The organism is Kitasatospora sp. NPDC096140 (genome assembly GCF_040303045.1).
Lineage (GTDB): Bacteria > Actinomycetota > Actinomycetes > Streptomycetales > Streptomycetaceae > Kitasatospora.
Window position 1 is genome coordinate 1 of record NZ_JBEOUW010000018.1, and the last position, 16704, is coordinate 16704.

Here is a 16704-nt window from a genome sequence, read left to right on the forward strand (position 1 = left end):
GGCGGCGGGGGCCGGGGTGAGCGAGCGGGCCAGGTACTCCTCGGCGAGCACCTCCAGGGTGAAGGTGCGACGGCCGGGCTTCTCCAGGTAGGCGGGCCGCGGCCCCCGCCCTCCCCGCTCAGCGGCGCAGCTGGTGGGACGTGCTGACCGGCATCTTCCGCCGCTGAGGGAGGGGACCGGGTGCGAGGGCCGGGGGCGGGTGCGTCCCCGCCCCTGGCCCTCACCCCCCGGTCTCAGCCGTCGCGACCGTCCGTCCGGCGCCGGTACAGCGTGAAGGTGTCCACCGGCGTGAGGTCGCCGTGCGGCCCGTCGAAGGTGTAGTAGGTGACCTTCATGGTGGTGGTGCCGCCGCGCCGGTCACCGGGGTCGACCTCGAAGGCCGCGAAGCCGTGGGCGTGTTCGCGGTCCTGGACGGCGGCCCACGGCGCGTCCTCGGTGAGCCAGACCGATTCCCGGTACGGCGCGCCCGGCTTGGGGTCCTCCAGGCCGATGACCACCCGGCCCTTGGGCTGCTCGAAGAGGTCGTCCTGGGTGGTGGCCGCGTTGCCGCCGGCGCCGATGATCATGTGGACGGTTCCCCGCCCGGTGTCGATCATGTCCGTGCGGGTGTCGGTCGGCACCGGGGTGCGGGTGTCGTTGGGCAGGGTGCCGCGGACGGGGTGGGAGCGCTCGTAGTAGTGCTCGTGGCCGCACACCACCAGGTCGACCCCGTAGGCGTCGAACAGCTTGCCCCAGGTCTCGCGGATGCCGAGGTCGCTGCCGGCGCCGTGCATCGAGCTGGAGATCATCGGGTGGTGCATGCACACCACGATCCAGTCGATCGACCGGTTGCTCCGCGCCGCCCGCAACTCTCGCTCCAACCAGCGCTGTTGGGCACCGCCGGAGTAGCCGCGCAGATAGATGTCGCCGGAGTTCTGGATGGCCACGTCGTCGTTGGCGAGGCTGATAAAGCGCACCGAGCCCACGGTGAAGGCGTACCACATGCCCCGGGTCTCCTCGTCGGAGGAGGCCGTGGAGTCGGGGAGGGAGAAGTAGGCCTGGTAGCCGAGCGCGCCGATCGGGCCGTTGCCGCCCTCGTTCTCGTGGTTGCCGACGCAGGGCATCCAGGGGCGCAGCCGGGTGGAGCGGCTGTTGCTGATGAACCAGTCGGCCCAGGTCGCGGTGCGGCTCTGGCCGTGGCGGCCGGCGTAGGAGGAGTAGCAGAGGTCGCCGTTGATCAGGTTGAACAGCGGCCCGATGCGTTCGACGGCGGCGACGATGTCCGCGGAGGCCGCGGTGCCCACCTGGCTGCTCATGAACACCGGGTACTTGCCGAGCGGCGAGGGCATGCCGTCGGGGAACGTGACCAGGCGCCGGAGGTTGGGTGCGGCCTGGTCGCCGAAGCTGGTGAAGGTGAAGGGCGCCCGGCCGCGCGGGGCGGTGGTGAAGGTGCCGGTCTCGGGATTGGCCCCGTCGTGGCCGGCGCTGTACAGGTAGGTGGTGCCCGGGCGCAGGCCGGTGAGGCGCGCGTGGTGGACGTACACCTCGACCTTGTCGATCGAGTCCCGGTAGGTCCGGGTCTCGGCCTGGACGACCCGGCCGAGGCCGCCGTCGGGCGTGCCGTAGCGGACCTGCGGGCGGCGGACGGACTGCGGGGTGAGCCAGGAGACGGTCATCTCCGCACCGGGGTCGTTGCCGAACTGCAGGTGCAGGCCGATGACGCCGGCTGCGCCGCTGCGGTGCGGGGTGGACTGCAGGAGCGGGCTGGTGGGGGCGTCATCGGCCGGTTGGGCGGCCGCGGGTTGCGCGGCCGCCGTCGTGCCTGCTGCCACGAGGGCGGCTCCGGCCGCCGAGGTGCCTTTGAGGATGGACCTGCGTGCAATGGTCATGGGGACTCCGCTTGCCGAGTGGGGGTTCGACAGGCAGTCACTTTAATGACATGCGCACGTAAGGTCGATCGTTTCGGCAAGCTCCCGTTTGACGGTCGTCGAACTGACGGAATATCGGCGGTGGCCGGCCGCGCGGGGGCCGGATCTCGCCGGAGCGGACCTCGCCCGGCCGGACCTCGACGGGCCGGACCTCGACGGGCCGCACCTCGCCCGGCCGGACCTCGACGGGCCGCACCTCGACGGGGCCGGACCCCTGGGCGGTCAGGCCTTGCGGCCCACTCCCCCGTACACCGGGACCTGCTCGTCGGCCAGCCCCGGGGACGGCGCTTCGCCCAGCTCCGGGTGCCAACGGTTGATCAGCACCACACCGGGATCGTCCAGTTCGAGGCCCGCGAAGAAGCGCTCGACGCCCTCCCGCGGCCGCATGTGGACCTCGATCCCGGCCTCCGCGTAGCGGCGGGTGCCGATCTCGGCGCGGTCGGGCGCGGTGTCGCCGGTGCCCGCGGTCAGCGCGAGGAAACTGCCGGCGGGCAGGGCGTCCAGGAGCTTGCGGACGGGCGGGTGCGCGGCCTCGTCGGTGAGGAAGTGCACGATGTTGATCAGCGTCAGCGCCACCGGCTCGTTCAGGTCCAGGGTGCCGGCCACCGCCGGGTCGGCGAGGAACTTCTCCGGATCGCGCAGATCGCCCTGGACGTAGGCGGTGCGGCCCTCGGGGGTGCTGGTGAGCAGCGCGCGCGAGTGGGCGAGCACGATCGGGTCGTTGTCCACGTACACCACGCGGGAGGACGGATCGACCGACTGGACGATCTCGTGCAGGTTGGGCGCGGTCGGGATGCCGGTGCCGACGTCCAGGAACTGGCGGATGCCGTGCACCTCGGCGAGCCGGCGCACCATCCGGTGCATCACCGCCCGGGCGGCGGTGGCCCCCTCGCGCGCGCCCGGGAGGTCGGCCATGACGCGGTCGCCGACCTCGCGGTCCGCCGGGAAGTTCGTCTTGCCGCCGAGCAGGTAGTCGTAGACCCGGGCGGAGTGCGCCCGGTCGGTGCGCAGGTCGACCTGCGGCGGGTCCTCGAACCCGGCCTCGGTCAGCCAGCTCTCGGAAGCGTCGGTGTCGAATCCGCTGTCGCCGAATCCGTCGTCGTCGAATCCGTCGTCGCCGAATCCGCTGCTGTCGAATCCGCTGCTCCCGGCTGCACTGTCCGGTTCGTTGGTGTCCGGCCTGTCGGTACCCACGCTCGCCCTCCCCGTTCGGCGTATGTCCGGACCACTCAACCACAGGCGATGATCGTCCGTCAGGTGGATGCCGGTGAACGGCGGGACACGGCCGCGGTGTCCCGGACGGCGGCCGCGAAGGAGGGCACCTTCATCGCCGTCAGCAGCCCCAGGGCCGGGCCGATCGTGCACACCGTGACGTACCAGGGGATCACGCCGAGCAGGTGCCGGTCGCCCAGCCACGCGGCGAGCAGCGGGAAGGTGCCGCCGAACGCGGCGATGGTGGCCGCGTTGACCACGCCGAGGCCGACCGCCCGCACCTCGGTCGGGAACAGCAGCCCGGTGAACACGTTGAGCGTGCCGAGCACCGTCGCCACCAGCATCCCCAGCACCACGGCGACGACCTGGAACGGCAGCCAGCCCCCGCGCAGCCCGGCGAGCAGCAGCCCGACCAGCGGGATCGGCAGGCCGAACCCGATCCGGGCGACCGGCAGCAGGCCGAAGCGGTCGGCGGCGGCGCCGGTGAGCAGCATGGTGGCCAGCACGACACCGAGCACCACGGTCATGAACGAGGCGGCCGACTCCTTGTCGATCACGTGGTACGCGGCGGCGTACTGCGGGAGGTAGACCAGGGCGAAGTAGTAACCGACCGTCCCGCCCAGGGTGTTGAGGAAGACGGTGAGCGCCGCCCACCGGTGCTCGCGGAGCATCCGCAGGAACGGCGGGCGGCCGCCGGCGGCGGCGTTGGCCCGGGCCCGGTGGAACTCCGCGCTCTCCGGCGCCTGCCGCCGCACCCAGACGGCGGCCAGCCCGAGCAGTGCGGCGACCACGAATCCCCAGCGCCAACCACCGTTCTCCAGCCCGGACTTGCCGATGGTGTGGATCAGCAGTGTGAGCACCCCGAAGGAGAGCAGCGAGCCGAGGATGACACCGCCGTACGACACCGAGCTGAACGCGAACCGGTGCCGCGGCGGGGCCGTCTCCGTCACGTACGCGGCCACGCTCGGCGCCTCCCCGCCGAAGGCGAGCCCCTGCACCACCCGTGCGACCACCGCCAGCACCGCCGCCCAGACCCCGATCGCGTGCCGGCCCGGCACCGCCGCGATGCCCAGGCTCGCCACGGCGATCACCGCCATGCCCAGGCTCAGCGCGGAACGCCGCCCCCGGGAGTCACTGAGCCGCCCGATCAGGTAGGAGCCGACCGGCCGGGCCACGAACCCCACCGCGAAGGTGACGTACGCGCCGAGCACACCGCCGACCCCGTGCTTGCCGTGCCCGAAGAGGTCCGCCGCGAAGTACGGCGCGAGCACGGCGTAGATGTTCCAGTCGAAGGACTCGACCACCGACCCCACCGTCGCCGCGGCCAACTCCCGTCGGCGTCCGCCGACTTCCGACCGCTCACGGAGCGGGACGGCCGCGCTGCTTTCCGTCATGTCCCCAGCATGGCACCGTTCGGCGGTCGACGGAATCGTGCCCGTCGGTGCGGCGCTGCACGGCGCCGCACCGACGGTGACGGACGCGGGCGCGGACGAGGACGCGGACGAGGACGCGGGTGCAGGTGCAGGTGCAGGTGCGGGTGCAGGTGCGCAGCGGTCAGTGCGCGCCGGGGTGGTGGACGAAGCGGTAGGTGTCGCGGTCGAGTTCGGTGACCTGGACGCCGAGGGCGGCGGGCCGGGTGATCCGGGAGCGGAGGATCGTGAGGATCCGGTCCGTCAGTTCGGCGCGCTGCTCGGTGGTGCGGCCGGCCAGGATCTTGACCTCGACCAGGACCGCGGCCTCCCCGGTCGTGCCGTCGCCGACGCGGTGGTGGGCGGCGGGGCGGAAGAGCGTCTTGCAGTGGTCGACGGTGGTGTCGATGACCTCGGTGATCGCCTTGTGGACCTCGTCGGCGAAGGCCGTCCGGTCGAAGTCGAGTTCGGCCGAGTGGTCGACCAGGATCTGCGGCACGGGAACCTCCGGGGAGTGAGATCAGTTCGGTGCCGACGCTACCGCGTGCCGTCCGCCCGGGGCGAGCCCTCCACCGGAAGGGCCGACAAGGCACGACGGGTACGACGGGTACGACGACGGGCGGCACCACCGCGTGGGGTCGGTGGTGCCGCCCGTCGTCAGTCCCTGCCACCGGCCGCGGCCGTTGCGCCGTCGGGTGCCGGGCGGGACGTCGGTGCCGGTCTCCGCACGGGCCTCGGCGATGCCCGGGTCGCACCCCACGAGCCGGAAGAACCCCCGTCCCTTCCGGCTCTCGGAATCCGTCGCTCCCCTCGAACCGGGGTACGCGCGACGGTTCCTGGAACCCGGGTGACGCCGTGGCCCGCTCCCTGGCGGATCCTGGTCACCGCTCGGCGCGCCGCGTCAGGAGACCGCCCTGCCGCCGGTCGCGAGCCGCTGCACGATCCGCATGGTGTCCCCCTCCTCGCCCCCGGCACCGAGCCGGCGGACTTTTCGTCTGCAAAGAAGTCTGCGGATCGCGGCACGGGCACCACAATGTTCTCGGTCGAGTCCGGACGAACCCGGTTGCCCAGCGCGGGCGGCCGGTCTCACAGGGGGAATCGCATGACGGAAGTGCAGCCGCGTCGGCAGGCGGACGAACCGGCCGGGAGCGTGGCCGCCTACATACGTGAGCTGCGTGCGCTGAAGGTACGGGCGGGACAGCCGTCCCTGCAGGAACTGCAGCGGCGCAGCGGGGTCGCGCGCAGCACCCTGTCCGATGCGCTCAACCCGCGTCGGCGCGAACTGCCGCGGCTGGAGGTCTGCCTGGCCCTCGTCCGTGCCTGCGGCGCGGCCCCGGCGGAGCAGGCGCGGTGGCGGGAGCGGTGGCAGCAGATCGCCCGGGACCGTGACGAGTTGCGCTCGATGCCGGCGGCCGGGAGGCCCGACGCGGCGGCGCAGTACCGGTCGGTGCCGCAGGACCGATCGGCGATGCAGGACCGATCGGCGGCGCAGGACCGGCCGGCGGCCCCGGGCCGGACCGTCCCCGAGGCCGAGGTGCCGCGTCAGCTGCCGGCGGCCGTCCGGCACTTCACGGGGCGGGCCCGCGAACTCAAGGAACTGCACGCGCTGCTGGGCGATCGGGTGCCCGACTGCGGCGCGGTCGTGATCTCGGCGATCGCGGGCACCGCCGGGGTGGGCAAGACCTCCCTGGCCGTGCACTTCGCCCACCAGGTGGCCGACCGCTTCCCGGACGGCCAGCTCTTCGCCGACCTGCGGGGCTTCGACCCCGTCGGCCCGTCGGTCGACGCAGCCGGTGTGGCGCGCGGCTTCCTGGCGGCGCTGGGCGTGCCCGCCACCCGGATCCCCGCCGACCCGGAGGGGCAACTCGCGCTCTACCGCAGCCGGTTGGCCGACACCCGGACCCTGGTCGTGCTCGACAACGCCCGGGGGGTGGAGCAGGTGCGACCGCTGCTGCCCGGATCGGCCGGCTGTCTGGTGCTGGTCACCAGCCGGAACCGGATGCCCGCCCTGGTCGCCCTCGACGGCGCGGTGCCGCTCGCCCTCGACGTGCTCTCCCGCGACGAGGCGCTCGAACTGCTGGCGCGGCGCCTGGGCAGCGAGACCGTGCTGGGCCGACCGGACGCGGCCGGGGAACTGGTCGAACTGTGCGCCCGGCTGCCGCTGGCCCTGAACATCGCCGCCGCCCGCGCCGCCGAGCACCCGGGCACCCCGCTGGACGTGTGGTCGGACGAACTGCGCGACACCCGCGCCCGGCTGGACGCGCTGTCCGTCGACGACGCCCACGCCGACGTCCGGGCGGTGTTCTCCTGGTCCTACCACGCCCTGGCCCCGCAGGCCGCCCGCCTGTTCCGCCTGCTCGGCCTGCACCCCGGCCCGCACATCAGCGCGGCCGCGGCCGCGAGCCTCGCGGGTCTGCCGCCGGCCGAGGCGCGCCGCCTCCTGGACGAACTCCACCGCGCCCATCTGATCACCACACCGGACCGCGAGCGGTACAGCTTCCACGACCTGCTGCGCGCCTACGCCGCCGAACAGACGGTCCGCCACGACTCCCCGCGGGAACGGGCCGACGCGACGCTGCGCATGGTCGACCACTACCTGCACACCGCCCACCTCGCCGGACTGCACGCGTACGCCGACGACGTCTCCTGGCCGCCGCTCGCCCTCGCGGAACCGTCCGCCGGGGTGACGCCGGAGAGCCTCACCGACCGCCCGCACGCCCTGGACTGGTACCGGGAGGAGCAGCAGGTCCTGGAGGGCGTCGTCGTCTGCGCGCAGCGCGCGGGGCTGGACGGGCACACCTGGCAGCTCGCCGGGGCGCAGGTGTCCTACCTGCTCAAGTCGGGCCTGTGGCAGCAGTGGCAGCAGGTCAGCGAGACCGCCTTGGCCGCCGCCGAGCGCACCGGGGACCTCGCGCGCCGGGCGCACGCGCACCGCTGGCTCGGCCAGGTGCACCGCTCGCAGGGCCGCCAGCCCCGGGCGCACCGCGAACTGCGCCTGGCACTCGACCTGTTCGCCGAGCTCGGGGACCGCGCGCGGCAGGGCAAGACCCAGCTCGACCTCGCCATCACCCACGGCGAGGAGCACGCCTACGCCGAAGCGGTGGCCGAGTCCCGACGGGCGCTGCGGGTGTTCGAGTCGATCGACGACCTGCACGGGCAGGCCCTCGCGCTCAACAGCGTCGGCTGGTACCTGACGCTCCTCGGCAGTCCCCGGGAGGCCCTGCCCTCCTGTCGGCGCGCCCTGTACCTGGCCCGCGAGTGCGGCAGCCTCCCCGCCCAGTCCTCGATCCTGGACAGCATCGGCTACATCCACCACAGCGTCGGCGAGTACCCCGAGGCGCTGCCCGCGTACCAGGAGTCGCTGCGGCTGCGCCAGGTGATCGGCGACTACTTCCTCCAGGCCGAGATCCACACGCACATCGGCGACACCCACCTCGCGCTCGGCGACCGCGAGTCGGCCGTGCACTCCTGGAGGCAGGGCCTCGCCATCCTGGAGGACCTGCAGCACCGGGACGCCGACGCCGTCCGCGCCCGGCTGGACCGCCACGGCTGACACCCCCGCACGAGGGGCGGGCCCCGGCGCGGGGTGCGTCGCCGGGGCCCGGTCGGGGGGTGGAGTTCAGGCCGGTGGAGGGTGGAGCGGAGCCCGGTGGAGGGTGGAGCGCGGGCCGGACGTCAGCCGCGCGGCAGCACCAGGGACTGCACCGCCGGCAGCTTGCGCCAGTCGCTCGACACGATGCTCGCGTGCGCCTTGGCCAGCTGCTCGGCGCGGGCCCGCGCCTGGTCGGCCGTCGGGTCGGTGCCGCTGATCTCCGGCGCGACCTTGTGGGCGTCGGTCATCACCAGCAGGTAGTGCGCCGTGTCGTACCACGCGGTGTCGATGCCGCCGGTGTACGTGGCGGCGTCGCCGTCGAAGACCACGAACCACGGCCGGATCGAGGCGTCCGCGCCGGTGTACCGGCTGCGCGGGTCGCCGCTGGCGGCGCCCAGCACGGACGGGAACAGCTGGGCCTGGCCGATCCGGCCGGCCGCCGCCAGGTCGCGCAGGTGCCGCCCGTACTCGACGTCGGTGTGCAGGGTGTCGAAGGGGTTGCCCAGTTCGACCGTGCCCGGGATCGCGTACAGCAGCACCTTCCCCGCCAGCTTCGAGCGGCTCGGCCAGTTGCCGGCCCGGACCGCCTCGTCGAGGTTCGCGTACGACCCGCCGCCGGGCTTGGCCAGCAGGTCGGCGGGGCGCAGCACGGCGGAGCCGAGGTGTTGGGCGATCAGCGCGTCCAGCTGGTCGGGGCCCATCCCGAGGTTGGCGGAGAAGCCGGGCTTGAGCTCCAGCTTGACGACCAGCGGCCCGGCCGCCGGGTGCGCGGCGAGCCAGACCCGGACGTCGTCGAGGCAGTTCTCCAGGTTCTTGTTGGTGCCGCCGCCGTAGAGCTGGGCGGGGGTGGTCGCGGCGGTGCAGTTGTTGCTGTTGCCGAGCGGGTTGGAGTGGCTGACCTTCCACTCCTTGGTGATGATGTCCGGCCAGAGGTCCAACTCGATCATCCCGGTGCCGGTGTCCAGGCCCTGGGCCAGGTACGGGAAGGCGGCCGGGTCGTAGGTGTTGTGCAGGCCGACGGTGGTGGCCGAGCCGAACGGCAGCTCGCCCGTCCCGCCCGGGGCGGCGTCCGCCGGGGCGGTGGTGATCAACGCGCCGGCGCCGGCGAGCAGGCCGGCCGCCAGGAATCCGGCCAGGGTGCGGCGTACGGTCATGGGAACCCCCCGAGGTTCGACGTGTCGGCCGCCTCCTCCGGGCAGCCTGACGGAGCATCCCCGATCAAGGCGTGCTCCGCGTGAAGAAGGCACGACAATAGCGTGACGAGTGCGCTGACTCTCCCCCGGTCCCTTCCCCTTCGTCCACACCTCTCACGCGCGCCCGCCCGGTCCGTTCCGGCCGCCGTCCGGTCCGCGTCCGGTCCCGTCGGGTCCGCCACGCCAGGGACGGTGACGGAGCCTCAGGAATCCGGGCCCGCGGGCTAGCGTGGCGCGAACGGGGTGCGGCCCGCCCGCACCGAGGCACCGAGCGGCGGAGGAAGCCGATGTCCCTGGTCCGGGTCCACAACTTCTCGATCTCCCTCGACGGCTACGGCACGGGCGAGGGCCAGACCCTCGACGAACCGTTCGGCCACGCCGGCCACCGGCTGCACGAGTGGTTCTTCGGCACCCGGACGTTCCGGCGGATGCAGGGCAAGGAGGGCGGCGACACCGGCGTGGACGACGCGATGGCCCGCGCCTGGGCCGACGACATCGGTGCGGAGATCATGGGCCGCAACAAGTTCGGGCCGCAGCGCGGCGCCTGGCAGGACGAGGAGTGGAAGGGCTGGTGGGGGCCCAACCCGCCGTTCCACACCCCGGTCTTCGTGCTCACCCACCACCCGCGTCCGACGCTGGAGATGGCGGGCGGGACGACCTTCCACTTCCTCGACGCGACGCCCGAGGAGGCGCTGCGGCAGGCCCGCGAGGCGGCCGGCGGCAAGGACGTGCGGATCGGCGGCGGCCCCCGCACGGTCCGCGCCTTCCTGGAGGCCGACCTGATCGACCACCTGCACGTGGTCGTGGTGCCGATCGTCCTCGGCCGGGGTGAGCCGCTCTGGGCGGGGCTCGAAGGGCTGGAGGGGCGGTTCCGCACCGAGGCGGTGTCCAGCCCGAGCGGTGTCACCCACCTCACCTTCACCCGGCGGTAGCGGCCCGCACGGCCGACGGCGGCCTCCCCGCGGGTGCGGGGAGGCCGCCGTCGGGCGTTTCCGACCGGATCAGACCCGGTCGGCCGCGATCAGCACGTACTGGAACGAACCGTCCTTGTAGGACTCGATGAACGCCTCCTCGATGCCGGTGACCAGCGAGGTGGTGTTCCGCAGCTCCCAGTACGGCAGGGTGTCCGGAGTCAGGTCGATGACGGCCTGCGGCACCAGGCGGTTGTCGGCCATCGCCCGCAGGTACTCGCGGCGGGAGTGGATGTTGCACTCGAAGTGGGCGTTGATCTGCGAGACCCACTTCGACGGCTGGCCGTACTTCGGGTTCCAGCAGCCGGTGATGGTCACGTACCGGCCGCCGACCGAGAGCACCCGGGAGTGCTCGGCGAACAGGTCGTGCAGGTCGACGTACATGCTGGACTCGTTGTTCCACGAGCCGGCGATGCTGCCGTTGGCGAGCGGCATGTCCAGCATGTTGGCGACCCGCGAGCGGACGAACCCGCCGATGCCGAGCTCGGCGGCGCGCTTGTTGCCGAAGTCCGCCTGCTGGGTGGAGAGGGTCAGGCCCTCGACCTTGCAGCCGAAGCGCTGGTGGGCCATCACCATCGAGCCGCCACGCCCGCAGCCGGCGTCCAGCAGGGTGGAGTCGGGCCGGATGTCGCCGAGGTGGTCGAGCAGCACGTCGGCCTGTGCGGACTCCAGCCGGTGCAGCTCGGCGATCACCTTCTTCTCGCGCTCGCTGTCGGCCGGGTCGCCGATCGCGCCGAGGTCGATCTCGCCGATGCCGTAGTGGTGGTGGTAGAGGCCGTCGACGTCGCCCAGGCGAAGGTTGACCGGGCGAGCCTCGTGGTCCCAGTAGCGTGCGATGTCGCCCTGGTAGGGAGTTGCCGGGCCGGGGATGGTGTTGCCGGAAGTGGTGAGGTCGTCGGTCAGGGACATGGGTCAACTCCAAAGGTTCTTACGAAGGGTTACCGGGAACGGTGCCGCCGCCGGGGCGGTCACCAGAAGTCGGGCAGGGTGTAGCGGTGGGTGTTGGTCTGGTGCCAGTAGTGGTTGCCGTCGAGCCACACGGCCACGCCGCGCAGGAAACGTACGAGGGTCGGCACCGGGCAGGCGACGGCCAGCGCGGCCGACTCGGCCTCGAAGGCGTGCATCAGCTCGTTGTGGACCCCGACGGCCTTCAGGTAGCCCTCCTTGCGCGAGACGCCCTCGCATTCGGAGATCACCACCGGCAGGTTCAGGTGCAGTCCGGGGCTGGACAGCTCCTTGGTGTACGAGTACAGGTCGTTGACGATCGTGGTGGCGTTGCCGGCCAGTGCGATCACCCGCTGCATCGCGGGCAGGGCGTGCAGCTCGGCGGGCAGCTCGTAGCCGCCGACGGTGTCGGTGATCGTCGGGCAGGGGCGGAAGTTGTTGAACTGGCGCATGGCCAGGTACTCCCACACCTCCGGCACGTGGTCCGTCTCCGCCCACGCGGCCTCGGCCAGGTACCCCATGTGCAGCCGCGCCATGTCGTGCCGGAAGCGGTCCGCCTGGGAGGGCGTGGAGGCGCGGACGAAGTAGTCCATCGCGGAGCGGTACGAACGCCGGGGCGCGTCCTCGGAGAGCGAGGCCTCCCAGGCGGGGTGGTACTCCGGCGTGGTGTGCAGCGGGTCGAGGGCGGTGTGCGCGAGCAGCAGGCGGCTGCCCAGGCCGACCGGTGATCCGCCGAGGTCCTCGCAGTAGCAGTCGTCCACCGCGTTCTCGGCCACCATCAGGCGGGCCGCGAGCATCAGGTGGTCGATGCTGGGCGCGTCGGGGTGGCAGGCCACCATGTAGCGCCCGGTGGAGAACCCGTCGAAGTCCTTCTCCCACTCCGGCGGGTAGAGCTCGATCTCGTCGATCGCCCAGGCCTTGATCTTCAGGCTGAGCGCCTCCACCCGCGCCGGGTCGGGCTCGGCGATGGGGTGGTGGTACAGACCGGGGATGGGGTCTCCGGTCCTGGGCTTGCCACCGTCCGGCGCCGCGGCGGCCGGAGCCACCCCGAGCGCGGCCATGCCGAACGCGGCCGCACCGGGCAGGGCCGGGACGGTCGGCGCGGGGAGGGACGGGACCGGGACGGACGGGGCCGGGACGGTCGGCGCGGGGGCGGAGGGCGGTTGGACATCGGGGACGGCGGCCTCGGACACCGGGGCCTCCGCAGCCGAGACCTCGGGCACCGGGACCTCGGGCACCGCGACCGTGGCCGTCGGGACCGCGACCGCCGGGGCTTCGACGGCCGGAGCCTCGGCCGCCGGAACCGCGACGGCCGGCGCCTCGACCGCCGGCGCCTCCGCGGCCGGGGCCTCCGCCGCCGGGGCCTGCGGCCTCAACTGCAGCCCGGCGGTGCCCAGTCCGGTGGGTCCGCGCAGGATGCGCTCGATCGCCGGGGAGCTCATGAGCCCACCGCCGCAGCGGCGGCGGACCCTGGTGGTGAGTCCGTTCTGACACGCAGGGGCATGGAGCCTCCTCTGGAATGGGTCGCACGATATGACGGGTCGTCATCTCGCCCGCCGCGAAGAGAACTCCGGGCGACGGGCCCCGTCTCGCTCGGTTCCCAACCGTAGGCGCGAAGGCGCGTTCCGGAACGCAACGGACGATCTTCTACACCCGATAGGGTGAACGTTCGTGCTGACGGTGTTTGGGAACGCCCCTGTCATGCATCGGTCCGGCCCGCGCTGGGGCGCCCCGGCGCCGAACCGGCCGGCCCGACCCGCCCGCGTGCCGCGTCAACCCGGCGACCACCCCCGTGTGCCGCCGACGCCGCCGCGCCGGGGCCGCGCCAAGGGGCCGCACAGGGGCCGTATCCGGCGGAGGCCGTTCGACGGCGAATGACCGGCGGCCCCTGCGCTCCCCGCCGCCGGGCAGCTCCCCCCTCGCCCCCACCGCGGACCGGGCGACCCTCCCCAGCGCGGCCGGACAGGACCGGGCGCATAAGGGGGACGAGAATGGGCACGGCGCCGTGGACGATCGGGGCCAGGAAGGAAGAGCAGCGCATGGAGAGCCAGGCCCGCAGCCGCACCGCACTCGTCGAGGCGCTCATGGAGCGCTATCCCGACGTGCCCCGGGAGGCGGTGATCAAGGAGGACCTGCTGCGCGGCGGAATGGCCTTCGACGAGTCCGCGCTCAGCGGCAGCGCGGAGGCCGACGGGGGCGGCGAGGTCAAGCCGAAGTCGTACTTCATCTTCTCCTTCGACCACCGCACCCTGCCCGAGCTGGGCGCCGCCGCGCTCAACCGGCCGCCGGAGGAGGTCGTGCTGACCGGCGGGCCCTACGGGCTGCGCCGCACGGTGGTGTCGGTGCGGGTCAACCCGGACTCGCCGTACCGCGTCGACGCCGGGGAGGACGGCACCCTCGGCCTCTACCTGGACGGCGCTCGGATCGCCGACGTCGGCCTTCCCCCGATGCCGGACTACTACCGGCACACGCTCGCCAACGGGAAGTCGGTGATGGAGGTCGCCCCGACCATCCAGTGGGGGTACCTGATCTACCTCACGGTGTTCCGGGTCTGCCAGTACTTCGGCGCCAAGGAGGAGTGCCAGTACTGCGACATCAACCACAACTGGCGCCAGCACAAGGCCGCCGGCCGCCCGTACACCGGCGTCAAGCCGGTCGAGGAGGTCCTGGAGGCGCTGGAGATCATCGACCGCCACGACACCGCGCGCGCGTCCCGGGCGTACACCCTCACCGGCGGGGCGATCACCTCGCAGGTCGGCGGCCGGGACGAGGCCGACTTCTACGGGCAGTACGCCAAGGCCATCGAGGAGCGCTTCCCCGGCCGCTGGATCGGCAAGGTGGTGGCGCAGGCGCTGCCGCGCGAGGACGTGCAGCGCTTCCACGACTACGGCGTGCGGATCTACCACCCCAACTTCGAGGTGTGGGACAAGCGGCTCTTCGAGCTCTACTGCCCGGGCAAGGAGCGCTACGTCGGCCGCGACGAGTGGCACCGCCGGATCCTCGACTCCACCGAGGTGTTCGGCCCGCAGAACGTGATCCCCAACTTCGTCGCGGGCGTGGAGATGGCCGAGCCCTTCGGCTTCACCACCGTGGACGAGGCGATCGCCTCCACCGAGGAGGGCCTGCGCTACTTCATGTCCCACGGCGTGGTCCCGCGCTTCACCACCTGGTGCCCCGAGCCCACCACTCCGCTCGGCAAGGCCAACCCGCAGGGTGCGCCGCTGGAGTACCACATCCGCCTGCTGCAGACCTACCGCGCGACCCTGGAGGAGTTCGGCCTCTCCTCGCCGCCCGGCTACGGTCCGGCCGGCCCGGGCAACGCGGTCTTCTCGGTCAGCTCCTTCATGGACTCGCTGCCCGCTTCCTGAGCCCGTACCCGCGCTGCTCCCCCGACGGCGCCGCCACCGCGACCGGTGGCGGCGCCGCCTCCGTCAACTGCCCTGCTGCGGGCGGACGGTGAGGATCTGCTCGGCGCGGCCGACCGGCCCCTGCCGGTCGTGCAGGACGGTGCTGGTGACTCCGTGGCCGGTCGGGCCGAAGCTGACGGCGGTGTCCAGGCCGGTCCAGGGGCCCTCGGGGCGGCGGTGGAGGTGGATCGTCAGGTCGGTGTTGGGGAACATCCACGCGGTGGGGTCCTGGCGCGCCGCGATGCCGTTGGCGGTGTCCACCAGGGCGATGAACGAGGCGTACGGGCTGCTCGGCTCACCGGCGACCAGCTCGACCGGGGTGGAGATCCAGGCGGCGGCGCGGCCCGGGGCCGACTCCCGCCGGCGGACGTCGATCGACTCGATGTAGCCGCCGCCCCACAGCCCGCCCATCGCCCACGGTTCGAACTCCTCGGGCCCGGGCAGCGGCCGGTCGTGCGTCCCGGCGACGGCCGCGGTGTCGAGTTCGGCGAGGAACCACGCGCGGGCCCGGACCACGGCGCGCTCCCCGGCCACCACGGTGGCCTCGACCAGCTCGATGGTGCGCCCGGGCCGGACGGTCTCCACCGTGACCTCGATCTCGTCGAGGGGGATCAGGCCGAGTATGTCGAAGCTGATCCGGGCCAGCGCCAGGGCGCCGCCCGGGCGGTCGGTCCGCGCCCGGTCGGTGCGGTGGCGGTCGATCGCGTGGACGACCAGGCCGCCGAGCGGGCTGAAGTGCTGCTCGTCGGGGTGCCAGGCACCCTGGGCGTGGGCCGTGGGCTTGTAGCGGTTCTCGCCGGTGCGCTGGAAGTAGCTGTCGGGCGCGGCGGTGGGGGTGGTCACGTGCGCTTCTCCTGGGGCTGATCGCTGGGCGCCGGGCGGGCGCCGCCGGGGTACGACGGCGCCTGACCTCGGCGTTCAGGATCGTAGGGGGCCGAACCGCAGGTGGGGCGAGTCGGTGACGCATCCCACATCCGGTGCCCGGCCCCGGGCCCCGCCGCGGTGTCAGTGCGCGGCGAGCGGGTAGTGGTCGGAGAGGTCGGTGTACGTGTAGCTCTTGCCCCAACTGCTCACCGTCCAGGGCGTGCTGTGCACCCGGAGGACCTGGTTGGCGTACTGCTGCGGCCGGGCGTGGTCGGCGCGGTAGAGGACGTAGTCGAGGTCCTCCTTGGGGTCGCCCGGGTAGCGGTAGGCGGCGACGGAGTTGTCGGCGGTGTCGAAGGAGTACGGCCAGCCGGTGCGGGCGGAGGCCGGGGCGAGGTTGCCGTTGTCCAGCAGCGCCTGGTACTCGGAGCCGTGCGAGTCGATGTTGAGGTCGCCCGCGAGGACGATCGGCTCGGCGGCCGGGATCCGCTTGGCGTCGAGGAAGGCGCGCATCGCGCCGAGCTGCCTGGCCCGGATGTCCGCCGCCTGACCGCTGGAGCAGCCCGAGTCGGTGGACTGCAGGTGGGTGCCGACCACGTGGGTGCGGCGGCCGTTCACGTCCAGGACGGCGTAGACGAAGCCCTTGTTGGAGAACCAGTCCGAGCCGCAGGCGTCCTTGTAGACGTACTGCTCCTTGTGCAGGATCGGCCACTTGCTGAGCAGGGTGACCCCGCCGTCCTCGGGCGTGGTGGAGCTGTAGCTGCCGGAGGTGGCGTCCCAGCCGCCGGTGGAGCGGCCGACCACGGGCGTGTGGTACGGGTAGGCGGCCGAGGCCTTGGCGGTCAGCGCGTCGGAGGACGCGTTGTCGAAGGCCTCCTCCAGCACGACCACGTCGTGGCCCTGGAAGAAGTCCGCCGAGGCGATCGCCTGCGCCCGGTACTGCTGGCCCCAGTTGGGGTAGAGCGACGTGCTCATCAGGAACACGTTGTAGGTCAGCACGTCGAGCGGGGGCGCGGTCAGCGGCGCGCTCTCGGCCGAGGCGGGGGCGGCGCCGAGCGTGGCGATCACGGTGGCGGCGGCACCGGCGGCGAGGGCACGGCGGACGGACGACAGCGGCATCTGGGCTCCGTGGGGCGTGTCGTGGACCCGTCGGGTCGCGGGATGTTGTGCATCCAACTTGTTGAGCGGCACGGGCGGCAAGACT

Annotated in this window: 12 protein-coding genes; 3 read left to right on the forward strand and 9 right to left on the reverse strand. The window is 73.0% G+C overall.

Annotated features, from left to right (window positions below):
• Nucleotides 1-233: 233 nt before the first annotated feature.
• The 4 genes from ABT048_RS19970 to ABT048_RS19985 form a co-directional block, all read right to left on the reverse strand.
• Nucleotides 234-1868, reverse strand: a complete 1635-nt coding sequence (locus tag ABT048_RS19970; protein WP_350522748.1) for a purple acid phosphatase family protein — start codon at nucleotides 1866-1868, stop codon at nucleotides 234-236.
• Between the two features lie 261 nt (nucleotides 1869-2129).
• Entirely contained in the window at nucleotides 2130-2957 is an 828-nt protein-coding gene (locus tag ABT048_RS19975; protein ID WP_502894043.1) for an SAM-dependent methyltransferase, read from the reverse strand.
• Between the two features lie 203 nt (nucleotides 2958-3160).
• Nucleotides 3161-4513, reverse strand: coding sequence for an MFS transporter (locus ABT048_RS19980; protein ID WP_350522750.1), 1353 nt, complete (start codon nucleotides 4511-4513; stop codon nucleotides 3161-3163).
• 160 nt (nucleotides 4514-4673) lie between these two features.
• Nucleotides 4674-5027 (reverse strand): 5-carboxymethyl-2-hydroxymuconate Delta-isomerase, encoded by a 354-nt coding sequence (locus tag ABT048_RS19985; RefSeq protein WP_350522751.1) that lies wholly within the window; start codon nucleotides 5025-5027, stop codon nucleotides 4674-4676.
• 603 nt (nucleotides 5028-5630) lie between these two features.
• Here ABT048_RS19985 and ABT048_RS19990 point away from each other — a divergent pair.
• Nucleotides 5631-8081, forward strand: coding sequence for an ATP-binding protein (locus ABT048_RS19990; RefSeq protein WP_350522752.1), 2451 nt, complete (start codon nucleotides 5631-5633; stop codon nucleotides 8079-8081).
• Between the two features lie 122 nt (nucleotides 8082-8203).
• On the opposite strand, the gene ABT048_RS19995 is transcribed toward ABT048_RS19990, so the two are convergent.
• Entirely contained in the window at nucleotides 8204-9274 is a 1071-nt protein-coding gene (locus ABT048_RS19995) for a phosphatidylinositol-specific phospholipase C domain-containing protein (protein ID WP_350522753.1), read from the reverse strand.
• A 326-nt stretch (nucleotides 9275-9600) separates the two neighbouring features.
• Between ABT048_RS19995 and ABT048_RS20000 the strand changes: the two genes are divergently transcribed.
• The gene (locus ABT048_RS20000) at nucleotides 9601-10245 is read left to right on the forward strand and encodes a dihydrofolate reductase family protein (protein ID WP_350522754.1); all 645 of its coding nucleotides are present in this window, start codon (nucleotides 9601-9603) and stop codon (nucleotides 10243-10245) included.
• A gap of 69 nt (nucleotides 10246-10314) precedes the next feature.
• Here the strand turns inward: ABT048_RS20000 and ABT048_RS20005 are convergent, their stop codons facing one another.
• Both ABT048_RS20005 and ABT048_RS20010 read right to left on the reverse strand, forming a co-directional pair.
• Nucleotides 10315-11193: a geranyl diphosphate 2-C-methyltransferase gene (locus tag ABT048_RS20005; protein WP_350522755.1), complete on the reverse strand. Its 879-nt coding sequence runs from the start codon at nucleotides 11191-11193 to the stop codon at nucleotides 10315-10317.
• Nucleotides 11194-11252: 59 nt separating this feature from the next.
• Complete coding sequence (locus ABT048_RS20010) at nucleotides 11253-12671, reverse strand: family 2 encapsulin nanocompartment cargo protein terpene cyclase (RefSeq protein WP_350522756.1); 1419 nt, start codon at nucleotides 12669-12671, stop codon at nucleotides 11253-11255.
• Nucleotides 12672-13268: 597 nt separating this feature from the next.
• Here ABT048_RS20010 and ABT048_RS20015 point away from each other — a divergent pair.
• The gene (locus ABT048_RS20015; RefSeq protein ID WP_350522757.1) at nucleotides 13269-14597 is read left to right on the forward strand and encodes a radical SAM protein; all 1329 of its coding nucleotides are present in this window, start codon (nucleotides 13269-13271) and stop codon (nucleotides 14595-14597) included.
• 63 nt (nucleotides 14598-14660) lie between these two features.
• Here ABT048_RS20015 and ABT048_RS20020 read toward each other — a convergent pair whose 3' ends face one another.
• Both ABT048_RS20020 and sph read right to left on the reverse strand, forming a co-directional pair.
• Nucleotides 14661-15479 carry a thioesterase family protein gene (locus tag ABT048_RS20020; protein ID WP_350522758.1) on the reverse strand — a complete coding sequence of 273 codons (819 nt, stop codon included), beginning with the start codon at nucleotides 15477-15479 and terminating at the stop codon, nucleotides 14661-14663.
• 162 nt (nucleotides 15480-15641) lie between these two features.
• Nucleotides 15642-16619, reverse strand: coding sequence for a sphingomyelin phosphodiesterase (sph, locus tag ABT048_RS20025; protein WP_350522759.1), 978 nt, complete (start codon nucleotides 16617-16619; stop codon nucleotides 15642-15644).
• Between the last annotated feature and the right edge of the window lie 85 nt (nucleotides 16620-16704).

Bases quoted from the DNA above. Each gene is read 5' to 3' on its own strand.
- ABT048_RS20005 (WP_350522755.1), bottom strand. From the start codon at position 11,193: ATGTCCCTGACCGACGACCTCACCACTTCCGGCAACACCATCCCCGGC.
- ABT048_RS19970 (WP_350522748.1), bottom strand. From the start codon at position 1,868: ATGACCATTGCACGCAGGTCCATCCTCAAAGGCACCTCGGCGGCCGGA.
- ABT048_RS20010 (WP_350522756.1), bottom strand. From the start codon at position 12,671: ATGAGCTCCCCGGCGATCGAGCGCATCCTGCGCGGACCCACCGGACTG.
- ABT048_RS20015 (WP_350522757.1), top strand. From the start codon at position 13,269: ATGGAGAGCCAGGCCCGCAGCCGCACCGCACTCGTCGAGGCGCTCATG.
- ABT048_RS20000 (WP_350522754.1), top strand. From the start codon at position 9,601: ATGTCCCTGGTCCGGGTCCACAACTTCTCGATCTCCCTCGACGGCTAC.
- ABT048_RS19995 (WP_350522753.1), bottom strand. From the start codon at position 9,274: ATGACCGTACGCCGCACCCTGGCCGGATTCCTGGCGGCCGGCCTGCTC.
- ABT048_RS19990 (WP_350522752.1), top strand. From the start codon at position 5,631: ATGACGGAAGTGCAGCCGCGTCGGCAGGCGGACGAACCGGCCGGGAGC.
- sph (WP_350522759.1), bottom strand. From the start codon at position 16,619: ATGCCGCTGTCGTCCGTCCGCCGTGCCCTCGCCGCCGGTGCCGCCGCC.
- ABT048_RS19980 (WP_350522750.1), bottom strand. From the start codon at position 4,513: ATGACGGAAAGCAGCGCGGCCGTCCCGCTCCGTGAGCGGTCGGAAGTC.